Source organism: Novosphingobium sp. SG751A, from assembly GCF_013149295.1.
In the GTDB taxonomy this organism is placed as follows: Bacteria; Pseudomonadota; Alphaproteobacteria; order Sphingomonadales; family Sphingomonadaceae; genus Novosphingobium.
The window spans coordinates 37,697-55,748 of the sequence record NZ_JABGCB010000005.1 but is presented as its reverse complement, the minus strand read 5'-3'; the positions used below and the strand labels follow the sequence as shown (position 1 = coordinate 55,748).

Annotated in this window: 21 protein-coding genes; 12 read left to right on the top strand and 9 right to left on the bottom strand. The window is 63.3% G+C overall.

Translation table 11 applies throughout. The features are described from left to right. Positions 1-18: 18 nt before the first annotated feature. The 9 genes from FHW96_RS08005 to hemE form a co-directional block, all read right to left on the bottom strand. The gene (locus FHW96_RS08005; protein ID WP_172340045.1) at positions 19-990 is read right to left on the bottom strand and encodes a ParB/RepB/Spo0J family partition protein; all 972 of its coding nucleotides are present in this window, start codon (positions 988-990) and stop codon (positions 19-21) included. Next, entirely contained in the window at positions 987-1,766 is a 780-nt protein-coding gene (locus tag FHW96_RS08000; protein ID WP_172340044.1) for an AAA family ATPase, read from the bottom strand. The genes FHW96_RS08005 and FHW96_RS08000 overlap by 4 nt, the downstream gene beginning before the upstream one ends. After that, on the bottom strand, positions 1,763-2,416 hold the full coding sequence (rsmG, locus tag FHW96_RS07995) for a 16S rRNA (guanine(527)-N(7))-methyltransferase RsmG (protein ID WP_172340043.1): 654 nt from the start codon (positions 2,414-2,416) through the stop codon (positions 1,763-1,765). The genes FHW96_RS08000 and rsmG overlap by 4 nt, the downstream gene beginning before the upstream one ends. 1 nt (position 2,417) lies before the next feature. Continuing rightward, complete coding sequence (gene mnmG, locus FHW96_RS07990) at positions 2,418-4,262, bottom strand: tRNA uridine-5-carboxymethylaminomethyl(34) synthesis enzyme MnmG (protein WP_172340042.1); 1,845 nt, start codon at positions 4,260-4,262, stop codon at positions 2,418-2,420. A 66-nt stretch (positions 4,263-4,328) separates the two neighbouring features. Continuing rightward, positions 4,329-5,606 (bottom strand): tRNA uridine-5-carboxymethylaminomethyl(34) synthesis GTPase MnmE, encoded by a 1,278-nt coding sequence (gene mnmE, locus FHW96_RS07985; protein WP_172340041.1) that lies wholly within the window; start codon positions 5,604-5,606, stop codon positions 4,329-4,331. A 12-nt stretch (positions 5,607-5,618) separates the two neighbouring features. Beyond that, positions 5,619-5,864 (bottom strand): DUF6489 family protein, encoded by a 246-nt coding sequence (locus FHW96_RS07980; protein ID WP_172340040.1) that lies wholly within the window; start codon positions 5,862-5,864, stop codon positions 5,619-5,621. Between the two features lie 310 nt (positions 5,865-6,174). Beyond that, on the bottom strand, positions 6,175-7,431 hold the full coding sequence (rho, locus tag FHW96_RS07975; protein ID WP_172340039.1) for a transcription termination factor Rho: 1,257 nt from the start codon (positions 7,429-7,431) through the stop codon (positions 6,175-6,177). 386 nt (positions 7,432-7,817) lie between these two features. Continuing rightward, complete coding sequence (locus FHW96_RS07970) at positions 7,818-8,261, bottom strand: CopD family protein (RefSeq protein WP_172340038.1); 444 nt, start codon at positions 8,259-8,261, stop codon at positions 7,818-7,820. A gap of 103 nt (positions 8,262-8,364) precedes the next feature. Beyond that, positions 8,365-9,390 carry a uroporphyrinogen decarboxylase gene (gene hemE / locus FHW96_RS07965; RefSeq protein WP_172340037.1) on the bottom strand — a complete coding sequence of 342 codons (1,026 nt, stop codon included), beginning with the start codon at positions 9,388-9,390 and terminating at the stop codon, positions 8,365-8,367. 328 nt (positions 9,391-9,718) lie between these two features. Between hemE and FHW96_RS07960 the strand changes: the two genes are divergently transcribed. The 12 genes from FHW96_RS07960 (at position 9,719) to FHW96_RS07905 (ending at position 17,996) form a co-directional block, all read left to right on the top strand. Then, complete coding sequence (locus FHW96_RS07960) at positions 9,719-10,546, top strand: pyruvate, water dikinase regulatory protein (protein WP_172340036.1); 828 nt, start codon at positions 9,719-9,721, stop codon at positions 10,544-10,546. 5 nt (positions 10,547-10,551) lie between these two features. Further along, entirely contained in the window at positions 10,552-11,136 is a 585-nt protein-coding gene (locus FHW96_RS07955; protein ID WP_172340035.1) for a Maf family protein, read from the top strand. A 13-nt stretch (positions 11,137-11,149) separates the two neighbouring features. After that, positions 11,150-12,007 (top strand): shikimate dehydrogenase, encoded by an 858-nt coding sequence (gene aroE / locus FHW96_RS07950; protein WP_371815666.1) that lies wholly within the window; start codon positions 11,150-11,152, stop codon positions 12,005-12,007. Beyond that, positions 12,004-12,603 carry a dephospho-CoA kinase gene (coaE, locus tag FHW96_RS07945; protein WP_172340034.1) on the top strand — a complete coding sequence of 200 codons (600 nt, stop codon included), beginning with the start codon at positions 12,004-12,006 and terminating at the stop codon, positions 12,601-12,603. The genes aroE and coaE overlap by 4 nt, the downstream gene beginning before the upstream one ends. Positions 12,604-12,662: 59 nt before the next feature. Then, the gene (gene dnaQ / locus FHW96_RS07940) at positions 12,663-13,355 is read left to right on the top strand and encodes a DNA polymerase III subunit epsilon (protein WP_172340033.1); all 693 of its coding nucleotides are present in this window, start codon (positions 12,663-12,665) and stop codon (positions 13,353-13,355) included. 61 nt (positions 13,356-13,416) lie between these two features. Then, positions 13,417-13,956 carry a ribosome hibernation-promoting factor, HPF/YfiA family gene (hpf, locus tag FHW96_RS07935; protein ID WP_371815665.1) on the top strand — a complete coding sequence of 180 codons (540 nt, stop codon included), beginning with the start codon at positions 13,417-13,419 and terminating at the stop codon, positions 13,954-13,956. 202 nt (positions 13,957-14,158) lie between these two features. Then, on the top strand, positions 14,159-14,617 hold the full coding sequence (locus FHW96_RS07930; protein ID WP_168603244.1) for a PTS sugar transporter subunit IIA: 459 nt from the start codon (positions 14,159-14,161) through the stop codon (positions 14,615-14,617). A gap of 9 nt (positions 14,618-14,626) precedes the next feature. Next, positions 14,627-14,965 carry a DUF1491 family protein gene (locus FHW96_RS07925; protein WP_172340032.1) on the top strand — a complete coding sequence of 113 codons (339 nt, stop codon included), beginning with the start codon at positions 14,627-14,629 and terminating at the stop codon, positions 14,963-14,965. A 197-nt stretch (positions 14,966-15,162) separates the two neighbouring features. Beyond that, on the top strand, positions 15,163-15,771 hold the full coding sequence (locus tag FHW96_RS07920) for a cell wall hydrolase (protein ID WP_172340031.1): 609 nt from the start codon (positions 15,163-15,165) through the stop codon (positions 15,769-15,771). A gap of 77 nt (positions 15,772-15,848) precedes the next feature. Continuing rightward, positions 15,849-16,016 (top strand): DUF1289 domain-containing protein, encoded by a 168-nt coding sequence (locus FHW96_RS07915; RefSeq protein ID WP_172340030.1) that lies wholly within the window; start codon positions 15,849-15,851, stop codon positions 16,014-16,016. 40 nt (positions 16,017-16,056) lie between these two features. After that, the gene (locus FHW96_RS07910; RefSeq protein WP_172340029.1) at positions 16,057-17,343 is read left to right on the top strand and encodes a glutamate-5-semialdehyde dehydrogenase; all 1,287 of its coding nucleotides are present in this window, start codon (positions 16,057-16,059) and stop codon (positions 17,341-17,343) included. Further along, positions 17,307-17,996 carry a nicotinate-nucleotide adenylyltransferase gene (locus FHW96_RS07905; protein ID WP_172340028.1) on the top strand — a complete coding sequence of 230 codons (690 nt, stop codon included), beginning with the start codon at positions 17,307-17,309 and terminating at the stop codon, positions 17,994-17,996. Before FHW96_RS07910 ends, FHW96_RS07905 begins: the two co-directional genes overlap by 37 nt. Positions 17,997-18,052: the final 56 nt, after the last annotated feature.

Sequence of the window (18,052 nt, the reverse complement as noted above, 5' to 3'; positions counted from 1 at the left end):
TTTGCTGCCCCCCTCTTTTTAGATCCCCTCGCCGGTCAGACGTTGGCAGATCAGATCGAGCTGATCGAGCGTGCGATAGCGGATCGTCACCGCGCCCGAGCGCGGATCAGCGTCCACGGTGATCTTGACCGACAGGCCGAGGAATTCCTCCAGATGCGCCTGCATCGCCTGAATGTCGGCAGATTCGGCGGATTTGAACTCGTTACGCGCGCGGCGCTGGGTCGGCGCCTCGCGGCCGGACTGGCGGCGCACCATCTGCTCCACCTCGCGCACCGACGAGCCCTTGGCCACCGCCTGACGCGCGAGCGCCTCGGCATCTTCCACACCGATCAGCGCGCGGGCATGTCCCATCGACAGTTCGCCCGCCTCAACCATCTGCGTCACCGGATCGGGCAAAGCCAGCAGGCGCTGGATGTTCGCGACATGGCTGCGGCTCTTGTCGACCATCTTGGCGATCTCGGCCTGCGTCATGCTCTCGCTCTCGGCCAGACGCTGATAGGCGCGGGCTTCTTCGATCGGGTTCAGATCCTCGCGCTGAAGGTTTTCGATCAGCGCAATCGCCATCACCTCGCGCTGGGTCAGCTTGCGCACCAGCGCGGGGATTTCATGGACCTTGGCCCGCTGGGCCGCGCGCCAGCGGCGTTCGCCCGCCACCAGCCGATAATGCCCCTCGCCCAGCGGCACAACGATCACCGGCTGCAACACGCCGCGCGCGGCAATCGAGGCCGCCAGTTCATCCAGAGCCGCTTCGTCAAACTGACGGCGCGGCTGATCGGGATCGGGCTCGATGCTGGACACCAGCAAGGAGGCCAGCCCGCTTTCCACCGAGACCATCCCGTTTGCGTTGCCACCGGCGGTCACAGGCTCTTCACGCCGCGTTTCGCCCAGCAGGGCCTGAAGCCCCCGCCCCAGCGCAGCCTTGCGGCGCGGCGCGGCGGCCCCGGCCATCGCGGCGGAAAGCGGGTTCTGGGTCGAGGTTTCGTCGGTCATGCGGCTTTCCTGTTTTCAGGCAAACGTGAAATCAATTCGCGGGCCAGCGCCAGATAGGCCCGGCTGCCGCTGCAATGCTGATCATAGATCAGCGCGGGCAAACCATGGCTGGGCGCTTCGGACAGGCGGACGTTGCGCGGGATCTCGGTGTCGAACACCAGCTTGCCCAGACACGAGCGCACATCGTCCGAAACCTGATCGGTCAGGCGGTTGCGGCGGTCGAACATGGTCAACGCAATGCCGACGATGCCAAGGTCGGCGTTGAAACGCTGCTGCACCCGCTCAACGGTCTGGAGCAACTGGCTCAGCCCTTCGAGCGCGAAGAATTCGCATTGCAGCGGCACCAACACCGTATCGGCGGCGCTGAGCGCGTTGAGCGTCAACAGGCCCAGCGAGGGCGGGCAGTCGATGAAGCAGATGTCATAGCGCTCCGATCCACGTGCAAGGCCCTTGCGCAATTTGTCTGTGCGGCCATCGACCGAGACCAGCTCGACCTCGGCCCCCGACAGATCGACCGTGGCGGCCAGCAGATGAAGGCCCGGAATGCTGGTTTCCATCGCGCATTCGGCCAGCGTTGCCTCGCCCAGCAACAGGTCATAGGTGGAATATTCGCGCGCCGAAGCAGGCACGCCAACCCCGGTCGAGGCATTCCCCTGTGGATCAAGATCGATCAACAGCGTGCGCCAACCCGCTGCGGCAAAGGCTGTGGCCAGATTGATCGCGGATGTGGTCTTGCCCACGCCGCCTTTCTGATTGGCAATGGCAATGCGGATCACAGCTTCACTCCCTTGGGATTGAGATGGCCGACAATCAGCCCGGCGTCCTCATCGGTCAGCGATTGTTCCACGTGGAACCCTTCGCGCACCGATGCTTTGAGTGCCTCTAACTCTTGCCCTGCCGAGCGCCCCTTGGGCAACAGCCAGATCGTGTCCCTTGTGGAAAAGCGGAGAGAGATTTTCAGAAGCTTGTCGAGCGGTGCAAAGGCTCGGGCAGAAATCACCGCAACGGTGCGCGTCTCCACCATCTCCAGCCTCTGCCCCAAAACCTTCGCCTTGGGCAGCGCCAGTTCCTCAATGACTCGGTTGAGCCATTCGACTCGCCGGCCGCGCGATTCCACCATCAGCACTTCATGCCCCGGCCTCATCGCCGCGATCACCAGCCCCGGAAAGCCCGCCCCGGTGCCAAGGTCGAGCCACGGCCCCTTGGTCCCGTTCCATGTTTCACGTGGAACAAAGCTGAGCAACTGCGCGGAATCGACGATATGCCGCTGCCACACCATCGGGATCGTCGCGGCGGCCACAAGGTTCTGCCGCTCATTTTCCTCGGCCAACATAGCGACCAGCTTCTCCAGCCGCTCCATCGCCTCGGGCGTCATTTCCGGGCGCCCGGCCAGCCAGTCGCGGGCCTGTTCCTCACTACCAATCATATCAGGCCAGCTTCCTTGCATGCACCAACAGCGCCGCCAAAGCCGCCGGAGTCACCCCCGCCACGCGCCCCGCCGCCGCCAGATTTTCCGGACGCGCCCGCGTCAGGCGCTCCACCATCTCGCTCGAAAGACCTGCGATCTGATCATAGGGAAAGTCCTCAGCCAGATTCAGATGCTCGTTCGAGCGCAGGTCGGACAGCTCCCTCTCCTGCCGCGCCAGATAGGGGGCATAGGCCGCATCCTCGGCCACTTCCTCGATCAAGGTACCTTCCACGTCCAACGCCTCACCCAGCCATGGACGCAGCCGGTCGATAGAGACACCATCGAAACGCAGCCATTCGCGCAGCGGCAAACGCCCCGCATCGGCCTTGGCCGTGATGCCCACCGTGCCCAGATCCTGCGCCGTCACGCCCTGATCCAGCGCGCCTTCCAGCGCCGCCTTCTCCTCTTGCCTCTGGGCAAACCACGCGGAACGTTCCGCCCCAAGACAGCCCGCCGCCGCCGCCAAAGGCGTCAGCCGCGACGAGGCATTGTTGGCCCGCAGCCGCAGCCGATATTCCGCCCGCGCCGTCAGCATCCGGTAAGGCTCACTCACCCCATGGAGCGTCAGGTCATCGACCATCACCGCCAGATAGGAATTGGCCCGGTCAATCGCCGGAGCCTCGCGCCCCAGCACCACAGCCGCCGCGTTCATCCCCGCGACCAAGCCCTGCGCCGCCGCCTCTTCATAGCCGGTCGTGCCGTTGATCTGGCCCGCGCAATAGAGGCCGGGGATCGCGCGCAGCTCCAGCGAGGTCCGCAGCGCGCGCGGGTCGATATGGTCGTACTCGACCGCATAGCCCGGCACCACCATCTCGACCTGCTCCAGCCCTTCCATGTGGCGCAGCATGGTCAATTGCACATCGGCAGGCAGACTGGTCGAGATACCGTTGGGATAGACGAGATGGGTCGAGAGGCCCTCGGGTTCGAGGAAAATCTGATGCCCATCGCGGTCGGCAAAGCGGTGGATCTTGTCCTCAATGCTGGGGCAATAGCGCGGCCCCCTCGCCCCGATCGCCCCGCTGAACAAGGGCGAGCGGTGGAGGTTAGCCTGAATCGTTTCATGGACGGCGGCATTGGTCCGCGTGATCGCGCAGGCCAGTTGCGGATTTACGCGGCGCGTTTCCAGCGCCGACATGCACCAATGCTCGGCATCGCTGGGCTGCTCTTCCAACCGTACCCAGTCGATGGTCCGCCCGTCGAGACGCGGCGGCGTGCCGGTTTTCAGACGCGCCATCGGCAGGTTCGCCTCACGCATCTGCACGGCCAGACGATGCGCGGCGGCCTCGCCAATGCGCCCGCCGATCATCCGCTCTTCCCCGCGAAACAGCGTGCCGCCCAGGAAGGTGCCGGTGCAGAGGACAACGGCGGAAGCGGTCAGGCGAACCCCATCGGCCAGATCAACGCCCGTCGCCCGCCCGCCTTCCATCACCAGCGCGGCGACCTCTCCAGCCACCTGAGTCAGGTCGCCCTGCTGCGGCAGCATCCGCTGGATCGCCGCCTTGAACAGCTTGCGGTCGGCCTGAATGCGGGGACCTTGCACCGCGCTGCCCTTGCTGCGGTTGAGCATGCGATAGTGGATCGAGGCGGCGTCAGCGGCCCGACCCATCAGTCCGTCAAAGGCGTCGACCTCGCGCACGAGATGACCCTTGCCCAAACCGCCAATGGCCGGGTTGCAACTCATGGCGCCGATGGCGCTCAGGTCAAACGAGACCAGCGCCACGCGCGCGCCCATACGAGCGGCGACAGCGGCGGCCTCTACGCCGGCATGGCCGCCGCCGACCACGATGATGTCAAAATGCTGCATTCCCCGCCCCTACCCTAAGCGGGCGGGCGGGTCAAAAGCTGCGCACTGTTTCACGTGAAACACGCCTCATTTTCCGATGCAGAAACGTCCGAACAAAGCATCGAGCATATCCTCGGTCCCCGCCCCGCCCAGCAAACGGTCGAAAGCAGAGCGGGCCGCGCGCAGATCTTCAGCGGTCAACAGCAGGTCGCCATCGGGACGAATGGTGGCCAAAGCGGAGGCTGCTTCGGAGAGCAAACCATGCTGACGAGCGTTCAACGCCACCTGTCCGGGCTTGGGCATGGCCATCCGCGCCGTGTCGATCAGGTCGCGGCGCAGGGCATCTACCCCCTCCCCGGTCTTGCCCGACAGGCGATGGCGGGGGGCGGATTTGGCCATGCGCACGGCGGCGTCGATCCGGGATTCGATCTCCCACGCGCCCTGCGGGCCCTCACCCTCCGGCCCCAGCCAAAGGACCAGATCGGCCCGTGCCATGACTTCACGTGCACGTTCGATGCCGATGCTTTCCACCACGTCGGCACCGTCATCGCGCAGGCCCGCCGTATCGAGAAACTGAAACGGCACCCCGCCCAACGCCACCGGGCGCATCAAAATGTCGCGCGTGGTTCCGGCCAGCGGGGTGATGATCGCGGCATCATCCTCGACCAGCGCGTTGAACAAAGTGCTCTTGCCCGCATTGGGCGGCCCGGCGATCACCACGCGAAACCCTTCGCGCAGAGCCTCGGCACGCGGGCGGGACAACCAGTCGGAAAGTTCCACGTGAAACATTGCCAGCGTCGGAGCGAAGGAAGCGGGCAGCGCGCCCACATCATCCTCATCGCCAAAATCCAGCACCGCCTCAACCTGCGCCGAGAGCATCAGCACCCGCTCGCGCCAGCCTTTGACCACAACCGACAGAGCGCCGCCTGCCATCGCCACGGCGGCTTGCCGCTGCATCTCCGTCTCGGCGGAAAGCAGATCGCCCAGCCCTTCGGCCTCGGCCAGATCCATGCGGCCGTTCAAAAATGCGCGCCGTGTGAACTCGCCAGCCTCGGCGCGGCGCAGGCCCGGCAGAGCCGCCAGCGCATGTTCCAATGCCGCGATCACCGCGCGTCCGCCGTGGCAATGGATCTCGGCCAGATCCTCGCCCGTCGCCGTGCGCATACCGGGGAACCACAGGACCAACGCCCGATCCAGTTCGGTCCCTGCCCCGTCGCGCAGCACCATCAGGCTCGCGCGCCGTTCCACGGGCAGGCGCCCGCCCAGCGCCATCAACGCCGCGCCCGCCTGCGGCCCGCTGATCCGGATCACCGCAATCGCAGCCGGAGGCATCCCGCTGGAGCAGGCAAAAATCGTGTCAGTCATGAGAAGGTGATCTTACTTTTTGCCGCCGGTCGCCATGCTCGCGCCAGCCTCCAGAATGTTCTGGAACATCTTCATGCCAAGCTGACCCATCGGCGCGAACTGCTTGGTGAACTCCTGAAGCTGATCGAGCGAACCCGCGCCCTGCATCGCCTTCATCACCGCATCAACATAAGCCTCATTGGCTCGCGTCACATCGGGCAGGCCCAGAAAGCGACGCGCTTCCTCCGGTGTGCAATCCACCTCGAAATTCATCTTCATCGCCGGGGTCTCCTTATGGCGCAAACCGGAATGGATAAAGACACAGTGGGGGGGGGAAGTCTAGGTTTTAGAAAAGAGGGAAGAGGTTATGCGAGGGACTCGTCCCTCGCGCTCCCGTTACTGTCGGCGTTGCGCCACGGATGCAGCGAAAGCGCAGAATACGTGGCCATCAGAAATGATAAAGCCTGCGGCGCCAGATAATAGCGCCGCAGGCTTTAAAATCCGATCCGCAAACCTGCGTACCCAAGCGCCACCCCATAACGGGATTGCAAAGGGACAAGTCCCTTTGCCCGCCGGAGGCAAACCCTTCTTACTGGTTCATCGTCGCGAAGAAGTCTTCGTTGGTTTTGGAATCCTTCATCTTGTCGAGCAGGAATTCCATCGCATCGACGGTGCCCATCTGCATGAGGATGCGGCGCAGGACCCACATCTTCGACAGGTTGCCCTTTTCGACCAGGAGTTCTTCCTTGCGGGTGCCGCTCTTGCCGACATCCAGAGCCGGGAAGATGCGCTTGTCGGCAACCTTGCGGTCGAGGACGATTTCCGAGTTACCCGTGCCCTTGAATTCTTCAAAGATCACTTCGTCCATGCGGCTGCCGGTGTCGATCAGCGCGGTGGCGATGATGGAGAGCGAACCGCCTTCCTCGATGTTGCGCGCGGCGCCAAAGAAGCGCTTGGGGCGTTGCAGCGCGTTGGCGTCCACGCCGCCGGTCAGCACCTTGCCCGAGGAGGGGACCACGGTGTTGTAGGCGCGGCCCAGACGGGTGATCGAGTCGAGCAGGATGACGACATCGCGCTTGTGTTCGACAAGGCGCTTGGCCTTTTCGATGACCATTTCGGCCACCTGGACGTGGCGCTGCGCCGGTTCGTCAAAGGTCGAGGAGATTACCTCGCCCTTCACGCTGCGCTGCATGTCGGTGACTTCTTCCGGGCGTTCATCGACCAGCAGCACCAGCAGGAACACTTCGGGATGGTTGTCGGTGATCGCCTTGGCCATGTTCTGAAGCAGCACGGTCTTACCCGTGCGCGGCGGCGCGACGATCAGCGCGCGCTGGCCCTTGCCCTGCGGCGAAATGAGGTCGATCACGCGGGCCGACTTGTCCTTGACCGTGGGGTCAAGCGTGTCGAGGCGCAGGCGCTCGTTGGGATAAAGCGGGGTCAGGTTGTCGAAGTTGACGCGATGGCGCACCGCTTCGGGATTGTCGAAATTGACGCTGACCAGCTTGGTGATCGCAAAATAGCGCTCGCCATCCTTGGGCGCGCGGATTTCGCCTTCGACGGTGTCACCCGTGCGCAGGCCCCACTTGCGGACCTGATTGGGCGAGACATAAATGTCGTCCGGCCCGGCCAGATAATTGGCCTCCGGATTGCGCAAAAAGCCAAAGCCGTCGGGCAGCACTTCAATCGTGCCCTGCCCGATGATCTCTTCGCCATCCTCGGCCACTTCCTTCAGGATCGCGTACATCAGATCCTGGCGGCGAAGCGTGCTGGCGCTTTCCACGCCATATTCCTCGGCCATCTCGACCAGCTCGGCCGAAGTCTTTTTCTTTAATTCTTTCAAATGCATATCAAGGTATTCCTATGAGGTTCGGCCGGCGGGTCTGTGGGGCATGGAGAATGCAAGACCATTGAGGTGCCGCGTCTTTATGTCGCGCGGCGGTGCCGGTTGGGTGGGGAGATAGGGGATTGGGGGCGGAAAATCAAGGAAAGAGAGAAATGCGAGGGTCTACCCCCTCGCGCTCCCGTTACTGTCTGCGTTGCGCCATAGGTTCAACGAAAGTGCAACGGACGCAGCGTTTGAAATGATAGAGCCTGCGGCGCCATTCAACAGCGCCGCAGGCTTCCAATCATCGCCCCATCCACAAAGCTGCGAACCCAAACGCACCCCCATTAACGGGATTACAAAGGGCCCCCGCCCTTTGCCCGCCGGAGGCACAAAACCCTAAAAGCCAATCAAAACGGCTTCAACACCACCATCACCACGATCACCGCCGCCGCCAGCCCGGGCACTTCATTGAGCAGCCGCAGCTTCTTGCCGGTCAACCGCCGCTCGCCCCGAGCCAGAGCCTTGGAATAGCCCACCAGCCACATGTGGTAAAAAGTCAGCCCCAGCACCGCGGTCAGTTTCAAATGAAACCACCCCTGCGAAAAGGCCCCGATCGTGTGCGCCAGCAGCAGGCCCAGCACCCAGACCACGATGATCGCAGGCGTCAGGATGATCTTGCGCAACTTGGCCTCGCGGTCGATCCAGCGGGCTTCTTCGGCGCTGCCCGGTTCGCTTTCCTGATGATAGACGAAATAGCGCGGCAACATGAAGAGGCCCGCCATCCAGAAGATCACAAAGATGATATGGCCCGCCTTGAGCCAGAGATAGGTCATCGAAAGCACCCAATCCATCGCTGCACCATGATGTTAGCATCGTGCGAAAAAGTGGGATCCGGTTTTCCGCTGTCAACGCCGTGACGACAAAAAACCGGAAGAACAGTGCCCTAAATGCGCTTTACCGTTTCCAGCCGCGCACAACGCTGAGCAATTGCTCGACATGGGCGATGGGGGTGGTCTGCCCGATGCCATGGCCCAGGTTGAAGACATGGGGGCGGTCGGCAAAGGCTTCTAGCACGCCGATGGCGCGCGCCTCCAACTCATCCCCGCCCGCCAGCAGCAGCAGCGGATCGAGATTGCCCTGCACCGGCATGCCCGCAGGCAATTCGCGCGCGGCCCAAATCGGGTCGACGGTTTCGTCCACACCCACCGCATCCACGCCGGTCTCGCGCGCATAGGCCGCCAGCTTCTCGCCGGAACCCTTTGGAAAGCCGATGATGGGCACGGTGGGGTGCAGCGCCTTCACAGCCTTCACAATGGCCGCGTTGGGCGCGATAACCCATTTCTCGAACTCACGCGGGGCGAGAGACCCGGCCCAACTGTCGAAAAGCTGGATAGCCTCGGCCCCGGCCTTGATCTGACCGTCGAGATATTCAACCGTAACGGCCACGATCCCGTCGATGATCGCCTGAAATGCGGCAGGATCGCGATAGGCATAAGCGCGTGTCTCATGCTGGTCGCGGCTGCCCTCGCCATTCACCATGTAGGTCGCGATGGTCCAGGGACTGCCCGCAAAGCCCAGCATGGTGGTCTGTGGGCTGATCTGGGCCACGACCTGCCTCACGGTCTCATAGATCGGCACAAGGCGCTCAGGGACCGCCACAAGCGATTTGAGGGCATGATCGACGAGGCGCGGAGAAAGATGCGGCCCCTCGCCCACGAGGAACTGGAGATCCTGACCCATCGCATAGGGCACGATCAGAATGTCGGAAAACAGGATCGCCCCGTCAAAGCCGAAACGGCGCAACGGCTGCACCGTGATCTCGGCCGCCGCTGCGCTGTCATAGACCAACGCGAGAAAGCCCCCCTTTTCTGCCCGCAGCTCGCGATATTCCGGAAGGTATCGCCCAGCCTGACGCATCAGCCAGATCGGGCGCGAAACGCCATTGGAACCACGCAACGTATCGAGGAGCAAACCGGGCATCGAGAGAGTCCAATCCAAAAAAATAGATTCTTATTAAAGGGTTCTAGTAGGTAGTTGGCCTGTGGATAGCGGGCATACCGGTTCCTTGCCCGATTTATCCCGAAATGAACAGGCCGAGGCCCTTTGCGAATCCCCAAGAGTCAGGGTCAAGGATTCCTTTTCCCCCTTATCCCCAGCCTGTGGGTAACCCTATTCACATGTCCACAAGTCGCGCAAAGGAGTCCTGTTACCGGGGGTTAAACCTGTCCCCCAGATTGTCACCAGACCTTTACCGTGGTTTATGGGCAGGCTTATCCACAGAGCGGAACGGTTTTAGGTACATTCACGAATGACGCGGCTCCATCTCCATTTGCTCTCGGATTCCACCGGCGAAACGCTGGAAATGATTGCCAAGGCCGCGCTGTCGCAATTCGACGATACCGATGTCGTGCGCCACTTCTGGCCTATGGTCCGCTCGCAGGCGCATCTGGATCGTATCATCGGCGATATCGCTGCCAACCCCGGTCTGGTCGTTTATACGATGGTCAGTCAGGATATCCGCAGGGCCTTGGAGGATCGCTGCCGCACGCTGGGCCTGCCCGCGGTGCCCGCCCTCGATGCGGTGATTGACTCGCTTGAGGCCGCGCTGGGGCAGGAAGCCAAGGGGCGCCCCGGTCGCCAGCACACTTTGGACGCGGCCTATTTCGCCCGTGTTGAGGCGATCCAGTTCACCATCGCCCATGATGACGGCGTGGCGTGGGAGGATTGGGAGGAGGCCGACATCGTGCTGGCGGGCGTGTCGCGCACGTCGAAAACGCCCACCTCCATCTATCTGGCCAATCGCGGGTTCAAGGTGGCCAATATCCCCATCGTGGTGGAAAGCCCGCCGCCGGGCCTGCTCTATGATCTGAAACGCCCGCTGGTCGTCGGCCTGACCACCGCGCCCGAACGTCTGATTCAGGTACGCCGCAACCGACTGCTCACGCTCAACCAGTCGCCCGACACCGCCTATGTCGATAATGACCGCGTGGGCGCCGAACTGCAATTTGCCCGCCGCATGTTTGCCGATAATGGCTGGCCGGTGATCGACGTCACCCGCCGCTCGATCGAGGAAACCGCCGCCGCGATCATCAATCTGATCAAAGAGCGGACCGATCATCATTCCGGAGCCCGATAAAACCGATGACTTTTCCTGAACTCGTTTTGGCCAGCCAGAGCGCATCGCGCCGGGCGATGCTGGATGCTGCCGGTGTGGCGCATCAGGCCATCCCTGCGCGCATCGATGAACGCGCGCTTGAGGCCGGGCTTACAGGCGCCGCGCCCGATGATGTCGCGCTGGCTCTGGCGCAGGCAAAGGCGCTGGCGGTTTGTCCATCGGCGCCGGGGCAACTGGTGCTGGGCAGCGACTCCCTTGTCGTGGTCGAGGGCCGCCGTTTCGACAAACCGGCAAGTCGTGAGGATGCCGCCGATCATCTGCGCTTCTTTTCCGGCCGCGTGATGGAATTGCATTCGGCCGCCGCGCTGGCCCGCGATGGGGCGGTGGTCTGGGCACATGCCGAATGCGCGCGCCTGTCGGTCCGCCGGCTCGACGAAGGCTTCATTTCGGCCTATCTGGACGCCGAATGGCCCGAAGTGGCGGCCTGCGTCGGGGTGTTCCGCATCGAGGCGCGCGGCGTACAATTGTTCGACAGAATCGAGGGCAGCCATTTCACGGTGCTGGGAATGCCGCTGCTGGCGGTGCTGGGGGCGTTGAGGAACGTAGATTGAGGGCGGAATTGAAGTGACCGAGATTACAGCGCCCACGCGGCCCTTTGCCGAAGTGATCGGCGATCCGATTGCCCAATCCAAATCGCCCGCGATCCATGGCCACTGGCTCGAACGGCTGGGGCTCGAGGCCGATTATGGCCGCGCCCATGTGCTGCCCGCCGATCTGCCCGCCTATATTGCCTCGCGTCGGGCCCAGCCCTTGTGGCGCGGGTGCAATGTCACCATGCCGCATAAGCAGACGATCATCCCCCTGCTCGACGGGCTGGACCCGCTGGCGGCGCGGATCGGCGCGGTCAATACGGTGGCAGTCGGCAAGGATGGGCGGCTGACCGGCCATAACACCGATGCGCCGGGCTTTATCGAGCCTTTGCTGCCGGTGCTGGGCGATGAGCTGGCGCCGGAGAATGCGCTGGTGATCGGGGCGGGCGGCGCGGCGCGGGCGATTGTCGTGGCGCTGGCCGATGCGGGGATAGCGATCACGCTTGCCGCGCGCGATCCGGCCAAGGCACAGGATTTGCTTGATGAACTCGCGCCGGGCCCACGGCATCGTGCGGCGGCGTTGGGGGATTTTGCCCGTGGCGGCGATGGCGAATTCGGCATGATCGTCAATGCCAGCCCGCTGGGTATGGTGGGCAATCCGCCGCTGGCGCTGGATCTGAGCCATGGTCGGCCTGCAGCGATTGTCTATGACATTGTCACCGCGCCCTTGGAAACGCCGTTGCTGACGGCTGCGCGGGCCGAGGGGATGCGCTGCATCGACGGGCTGACCATGCTGATCGGTCAGGCGGGAATCGCCTTTGAACATTTCTATGGCGCCGACCCTGCGCGTGAGCGCGGCGATACGGCCCTGCGCGCGATTCTGACGGCATGAAGATCATCGGCCTGACCGGCTCGATCGGCATGGGCAAATCGACCGTGGCCGGGATGCTGCGCGAGGCCGGCGTGCCGGTGTTTGACGCCGACGCCACGGTGCGCGCGCTTCAGGGGCCGGGCGGGGCCTTGCTGCCCGCGATCGAGGCTGAATTTCCCGGCACCACCGGCCCCGATGGCGTGGACCGGGGCAAACTGGGCGCGGCGGTGTTTGGCAAGCCGGAAGCGCTGGCACGGCTGGAGGCGATTGTTCACCCCGCAGTCGCGATTGCGCGGGAGCAATTCCTTGCGCAACATTGCGACTCGCCAATGGTTGTTTTTGACATTCCCTTGCTGTTTGAGCGCACCGGGCGGGAGGGGATGGACGCGGTGGTGGTGGTTTCGGCCCCGACCCCTGTGCAAAAGGCCCGAGTCATGGCCCGGCCGGGCATGAATGAGGCCAGATTCGTTGATATTCTGGCCGCGCAAATGCCCGATGCGGAAAAACGGGCGCTGGCCGATTATGTTTTGGATACAGGCACTTCGCTGGAGAAAACCCGCGCTGCCCTCGCAAAAGTGTTAGATCGGATTAACCATTTGGACGGAAACGCAACCTAATCTCGATTCCATGAGAATTTTGCTTGTGCAGCCCGGTTTCGAGGAGGATAGATATCACAATGCGTGAGATTATCTTCGACACCGAAACCACAGGTCTGGACCCCAAAAACGGCGATCGGCTGGTGGAAATTGGCTGCGTCGAAATGGTCAACAGGGTGGCCACCGGCGCCACCTATCATGCCTATTTCAACCCCCAGCGCGATATGCCCGCCGAGGCCGAACGGGTCCATGGCCTGTCCGAAGCCTTTTTGGCGGACAAGCCGTTGTTTGCGGAAAAGGCGCAGGAATTTCTCGATTTTATCGGTGACGCGCCGATGGTGGCGCATAATGCCGGTTTCGACTTTGGCTTTATCAATGCCGAACTGACAGCCGCCGGTTTTGAGCCGGTCGGGCTGGATCGCATGGTCGATACGGTCAAGATCGCACGCCAGAAACATCCCGGCGCGAAAAACTCGCTCGATGCGCTTTGCACGCGCTATGGCATCGACCGCAGCCACCGAACCAAACACGGCGCTTTGCTCGACTCCGAACTGCTGGCGCAGGTCTATGTCGAATTGCTGGGCGGCCGCCAGATTGGTATGGAACTGGCCGCACAAAGCGTTGTTATTACTGAAACAGTAATGCAAACCAACACGCAGGCGACGCGTGCGCGTCCCCTGCGCGAGGCCCGCCCCCATGCCGCCAGTCAGGAGGAACTGGACGCCCACGGCGCGTTTTTGAAATCGATCAAGGAGCCGATCTGGCTTCAGTGACTATCAAGAGATAACAACAAGAGGAGTAACAACCATGGACGTTCGCGTTTCCGGTCATCAAATGGAAACTGGCGATGCACTGCGCGTGCATGTTGAGGAGCGCCTGGCGGCGATCATCGACAAATATTTCGCGCGGGCGCTGTCTTCGGTTGTCACCTTCAGCAAGGCCCCGGGCGGTTCGTTCCGCAGCGACATCGTGATGCATGTGCGCCAGGGCCTGATCCTGAAGGGCGCCGGCCTCAGCCATGATGCGCACCACGCCTTTGACCAGGCCTCGGACAAGGTGGAAACCCAGCTGCGCCGCTATAAGCGCCGGTTGAGCGCGCGGCAGGAACAGGCCGCCCATTCGGTTCGTTCCGAAGAAGCCGCCTATACGATTTTCGTCGAACCCGAGATGGAGCAGGACGAAGCCCCCGTCGAAGCGCCGCTGGTGATTGCCGAGCTGCGTGTCGATGTGCCCGAAACCACCGTGTCGGACGCGGTGATGATGCTCGACCTGCGCAACACTAACGCGTTGCTGTTCAAAAACGCTGGCACCGGCAAGCATAATATGGTTTACCGGCGCGGTGATGGGTCGATCGGCTGGGTCGAACCGTCCTGACGAACGTTAACGCGCTCCACGGCCCGGTGCCTTTGGCGCGGGCCGTGGTGTGTTTTTGGGACCACTGGCGGGGGCGTTTGGTCAAGGCGGTAAGCTGACGAACCAAACCTCTTTGCTTGTTTCGATAAAACCCGCTATCGGCCCCGCCGATCCCGCTTGGCTTCTTGGCGCGCGGGAGAGAAGGCTTAAACGAATTTTGGCGATGACCGCGCTGTTCACGCTCCTGCCTGATGCCGTCAGTACGGTAAAAGTCGATAGTAAGTCGGCTGTTCTCGATTGCCTGGCCGACCGCTTTGCGGCGGTTTACGGACTTGATCGAGCGCAGGTGCTTGAGCGTATCCTTGAACGGGAAAATCTGGGCAGCACCGGTTTCGGGCGCGGCGTAGCGATTCCCCATGCCCGTGTGCCGATGGTGGAAAAGCCGGTGGCGGTGTTCCTGCGACTGGCCGCGCCCGTGGCATTTGAGGCGGCCGACGATATGCCCGTCGATCTGGTGTTCGGCCTGCTCAGCCCTGAGGCGGCGGGCGTTGTCCATCTGCATGCTCTGGCGGCGATTTCGCGGCTGATGCGCGATGACAAGATGCATGCCGCGCTGATGGAGGCGCCGGGCGACGAGGCGATCTATGCGCTGATCGCCAATGTGGCCGACCGTGCCGGTTAAGCAGGGCCTTTGAGCGCGCGCCTTCCTGCAGGAATCGAAGTTTCCGCGCTTTTGCGTCAGGTTCAGGCCGAGGGCGGCTTTGGCACGATCATCGCGCGCGGCGATCCCGATGCGGGCACGGTGATGGTGGTGTTGTGCGACCGGGGCGGCGATTATCGCGCGTATGAACGGATGCCCAGCGCGGATGGCCACCGAATCTGGCAATGCGCGAAGAGGCAGAACGCCGAATCGCCTGATGAGTTCCCCGAATGGCTGAAAAAACGCGAGCGTCAGGACAGCGACCTGTGGATTGTTGAACTGGATATCGCGCGAGGTGAACGGTTCATCGGATTAACGGCAGATGACTGATTGACCCTGCGCGCCGCTTTGGGCAACGGGCGCACACCTAATCTTGCGAGGGCGGTCTGTCCGGTAATCATGCCGGAACGACAAGCGCGCAGACGGGGGACATCCGGCAAGCGGTCGGGCGGTTTCGGCGTCAGTAATGGCTAAAGACCCCGCTTCACCCTTGCGACAGGCTGTTCACCGCCCATTTGAAATTGTTTATGGCTCTCTTTCTGAAACGCGCCAGTCTGGCCTCGGTTGCCGCAGGTTTTCTGGTTCTTCTTTACAGCGCCGCTGGTTCGGGCGCGGCCGCACAGGATAAAACCCAGTCGTCGGTTCAACTGCAACCTTCGCTCAGCGTGTTTAACGAGGAAACCCCCTCGAACGCTCTGATTCCCGCCCCGCAGGCTCCCGCTTCGCTCGCCGACCTTGTCGCCGCAGAGCCTGAAGCCGCCTCGGAAACGTCGGAAGACATCAATTGTCTGGCCGGCGCGATCTATTTTGAAGCCGGTAACGAACCGCTCGATGGCCAGCTCGCCGTTGGCCGCGTGATCGTGAACCGCACTCGTTCGGGCCGTTTCCCCGCCTCTTACTGCGGCGTGGTGTATCAGCCTTCGCAATTCTCCTTTGTGCGCGGCCACCACATGCCTGCGATTCGGACCGAATCGCGCAAGTGGCAGAACGCTCTGGCCATTGCCCATATCGCCCATGACAACCGCTGGAAGTCGAGCGCGGAAGGCGCGCTGTATTTCCACGCCGCGCGTCTGGGTTCGCGCTGGCAGGACAAGGTCCGCGTGGCGCAGATCGAGAACCATATCTTCTATCGTTGATCCCTTTTGCGGATCGCGCGATCATTTCAGGCCCTCCGTCCTTGCCGACGGGGGGCTTTTCTTTATGGGCGCAGGGCATGAAATCCCCTGCCTCCCCCTGCAACGGCGTGTGCCGCATTCATCCCACGCATGGCTTTTGCGCGGGATGCTGGCGCAGCGGGGATGAGATCGCGGCCTGGCCCGCCATGTCGGACGGGGCCAGGCGCGCGCTGCTGGCCACGCTAAAAAAGCGGCGCAAACGCTGAATGGCTGACAGGGCGGCGCAATTCTGTTAAGGGGCCGCGCATGTCTGATACGCAAACTCTTGAATCCGCCCAAACCGAAACGCCCGAAGCGCTGGTGGCGCGTCTGGCCAAGGCTGGCCGCGCGGCGCAGGTCGTGCTGGCGCGCATGACCACCCCGCAAAAGGCAGCCGCGCTGCTGGCGGCGGCAGAGGCTTTGCGCGCGGCACAGCCGGCGATTCTGGAGGCCAATGCGCAGGATATGGCGGCGGGCGCCGCGCGCGGCCTGTCGGGCGCGATGCTCGACCGTCTGCGGCTGGATGCGGGTCGTCTGGCCGGGATTGCCGATGCGGTGGCGGCGGTGGCCGGTCTGCCCGATCCCGTGGGCGAGGTGATTTCGCAGGATGAGCGCCCCAATGGCCTCGTTCTGGCGCGGGTGCGCGTGCCTGTGGGCCTGATCGGCATTATTTACGAAAGCCGCCCCAATGTGACGGCTGACGCTGCCGCACTCTGCATCGGTTCGGGCAATGCCGCGCTGCTGCGCGGGGGCAGCGAGGCGGTGCATTCCAATCGCGCGATCCACGCCGCGATGGTGCAGGGGCTGGTCAGCGCGGGTGTGCCCGAGGCGGCGGTGCAGTTGATGCCCACGCAGGACCGCGCGGCGGTGGGTGCGATGCTGACGGCGGCGGGGCTGATCGACATGATCGTGCCGCGCGGAGGAAAATCGCTGGTCCAGCGGGTGCAGGATGACGCGCGCGTCCCCGTGCTGGCGCATCTCGACGGCATTTGCCACACTTATGTTCACAGCGCGGCTGACCCCGAAATGGCGCTGTCCATCGCTGTGAATGCGAAAATGCGCCGTACCGGTATTTGCGGTTCGATGGAAACGCTGCTGCTCGACGCGGCCTTCCCCGGCTCGGTCGCGGTGGTTCGCGCTTTGTTGGACAAGGACTGCGAATTGCGCGGCGATGCCCGCGCCCGCGCGCTCGATCCGCGCATCCTGCCCGCCAGCGAGGCGGATTGGGACACCGAATATCTCGACGCCATCCTTTCGGTGGCCGTGGTTGATGGGCTTGAGGCCGGGATTGACCATATCGCCCGCCATTCCAGCCATCACACCGATGCGATCATCACCGCCGATCCTGCCGCTGCCGAGGAATTCCTCCAGCGCGTCGACAGCGCGATCGTCATGGTCAACGCCAGCACGCAATTTGCCGATGGCGGCGAATTCGGGCTTGGCGCGGAAATCGGCATTGCCACCGGGCGCCTGCATGCGCGCGGCCCGGTCGCTTTGGAAGGGCTGACCACCTATAAGTGGCAGGTGCGCGGAACCGGACAGGTTCGCCCCTGAAACCCAATCCGCAACGTATCGGCCTCATGGGCGGGAGCTTCAACCCCGCCCATGGGGGCCATCGCCGCATCAGCCTCATGACGCTCGCCGCGCTGGGGCTGGATGAGGTGTGGTGGCTGGTGTCTCCGGGCAATCCATTGAAGCCGCGTGCGGGCATGGCCCCGCTTGCCGCCCGCGTGGCCTCGGCCCGGGCGCAGGCGCGGCGCGCGCCGATCCGCGTTTCGGCCATCGAGCGCGAATTGGGCACGCGCTATACCGTTGATACTTTGGCGCGGATTCGTCGCCGTTGGCCCGCCAAATGTTTCACGTGGATCATGGGCGCCGACAATCTGGCGCAATTTCACCACTGGCGGCGGTGGCGCGATATCGCGCGTGCTATGCCGATTGCGGTTATTGCCCGTCCGGGCTATGATAGCGGCGCTGTTGCCAGTCCGGCGATGGCCTGGCTGCGCCGATTCCGGCGGCCTGCGGCCAGTTTGAAAAAGCCGGCTGGATGGAGCGCGCCAAGGCTGGTGCTGTTGCGTTTCGACCCCGATCCCCGTTCGGCCACCGCCATCCGGCAGGCCAATCCGGCGTGGGCGCAGGGAGCGATTGCACCATCGCTGCGGGACGGCCTGACACGCCGCAACATTGCCCCGTGGGGACGGGCATGATGCGGCGGGACATGCCCATAAGCGTTTCACATTGATCATTCTGGCACCCCGCCTCC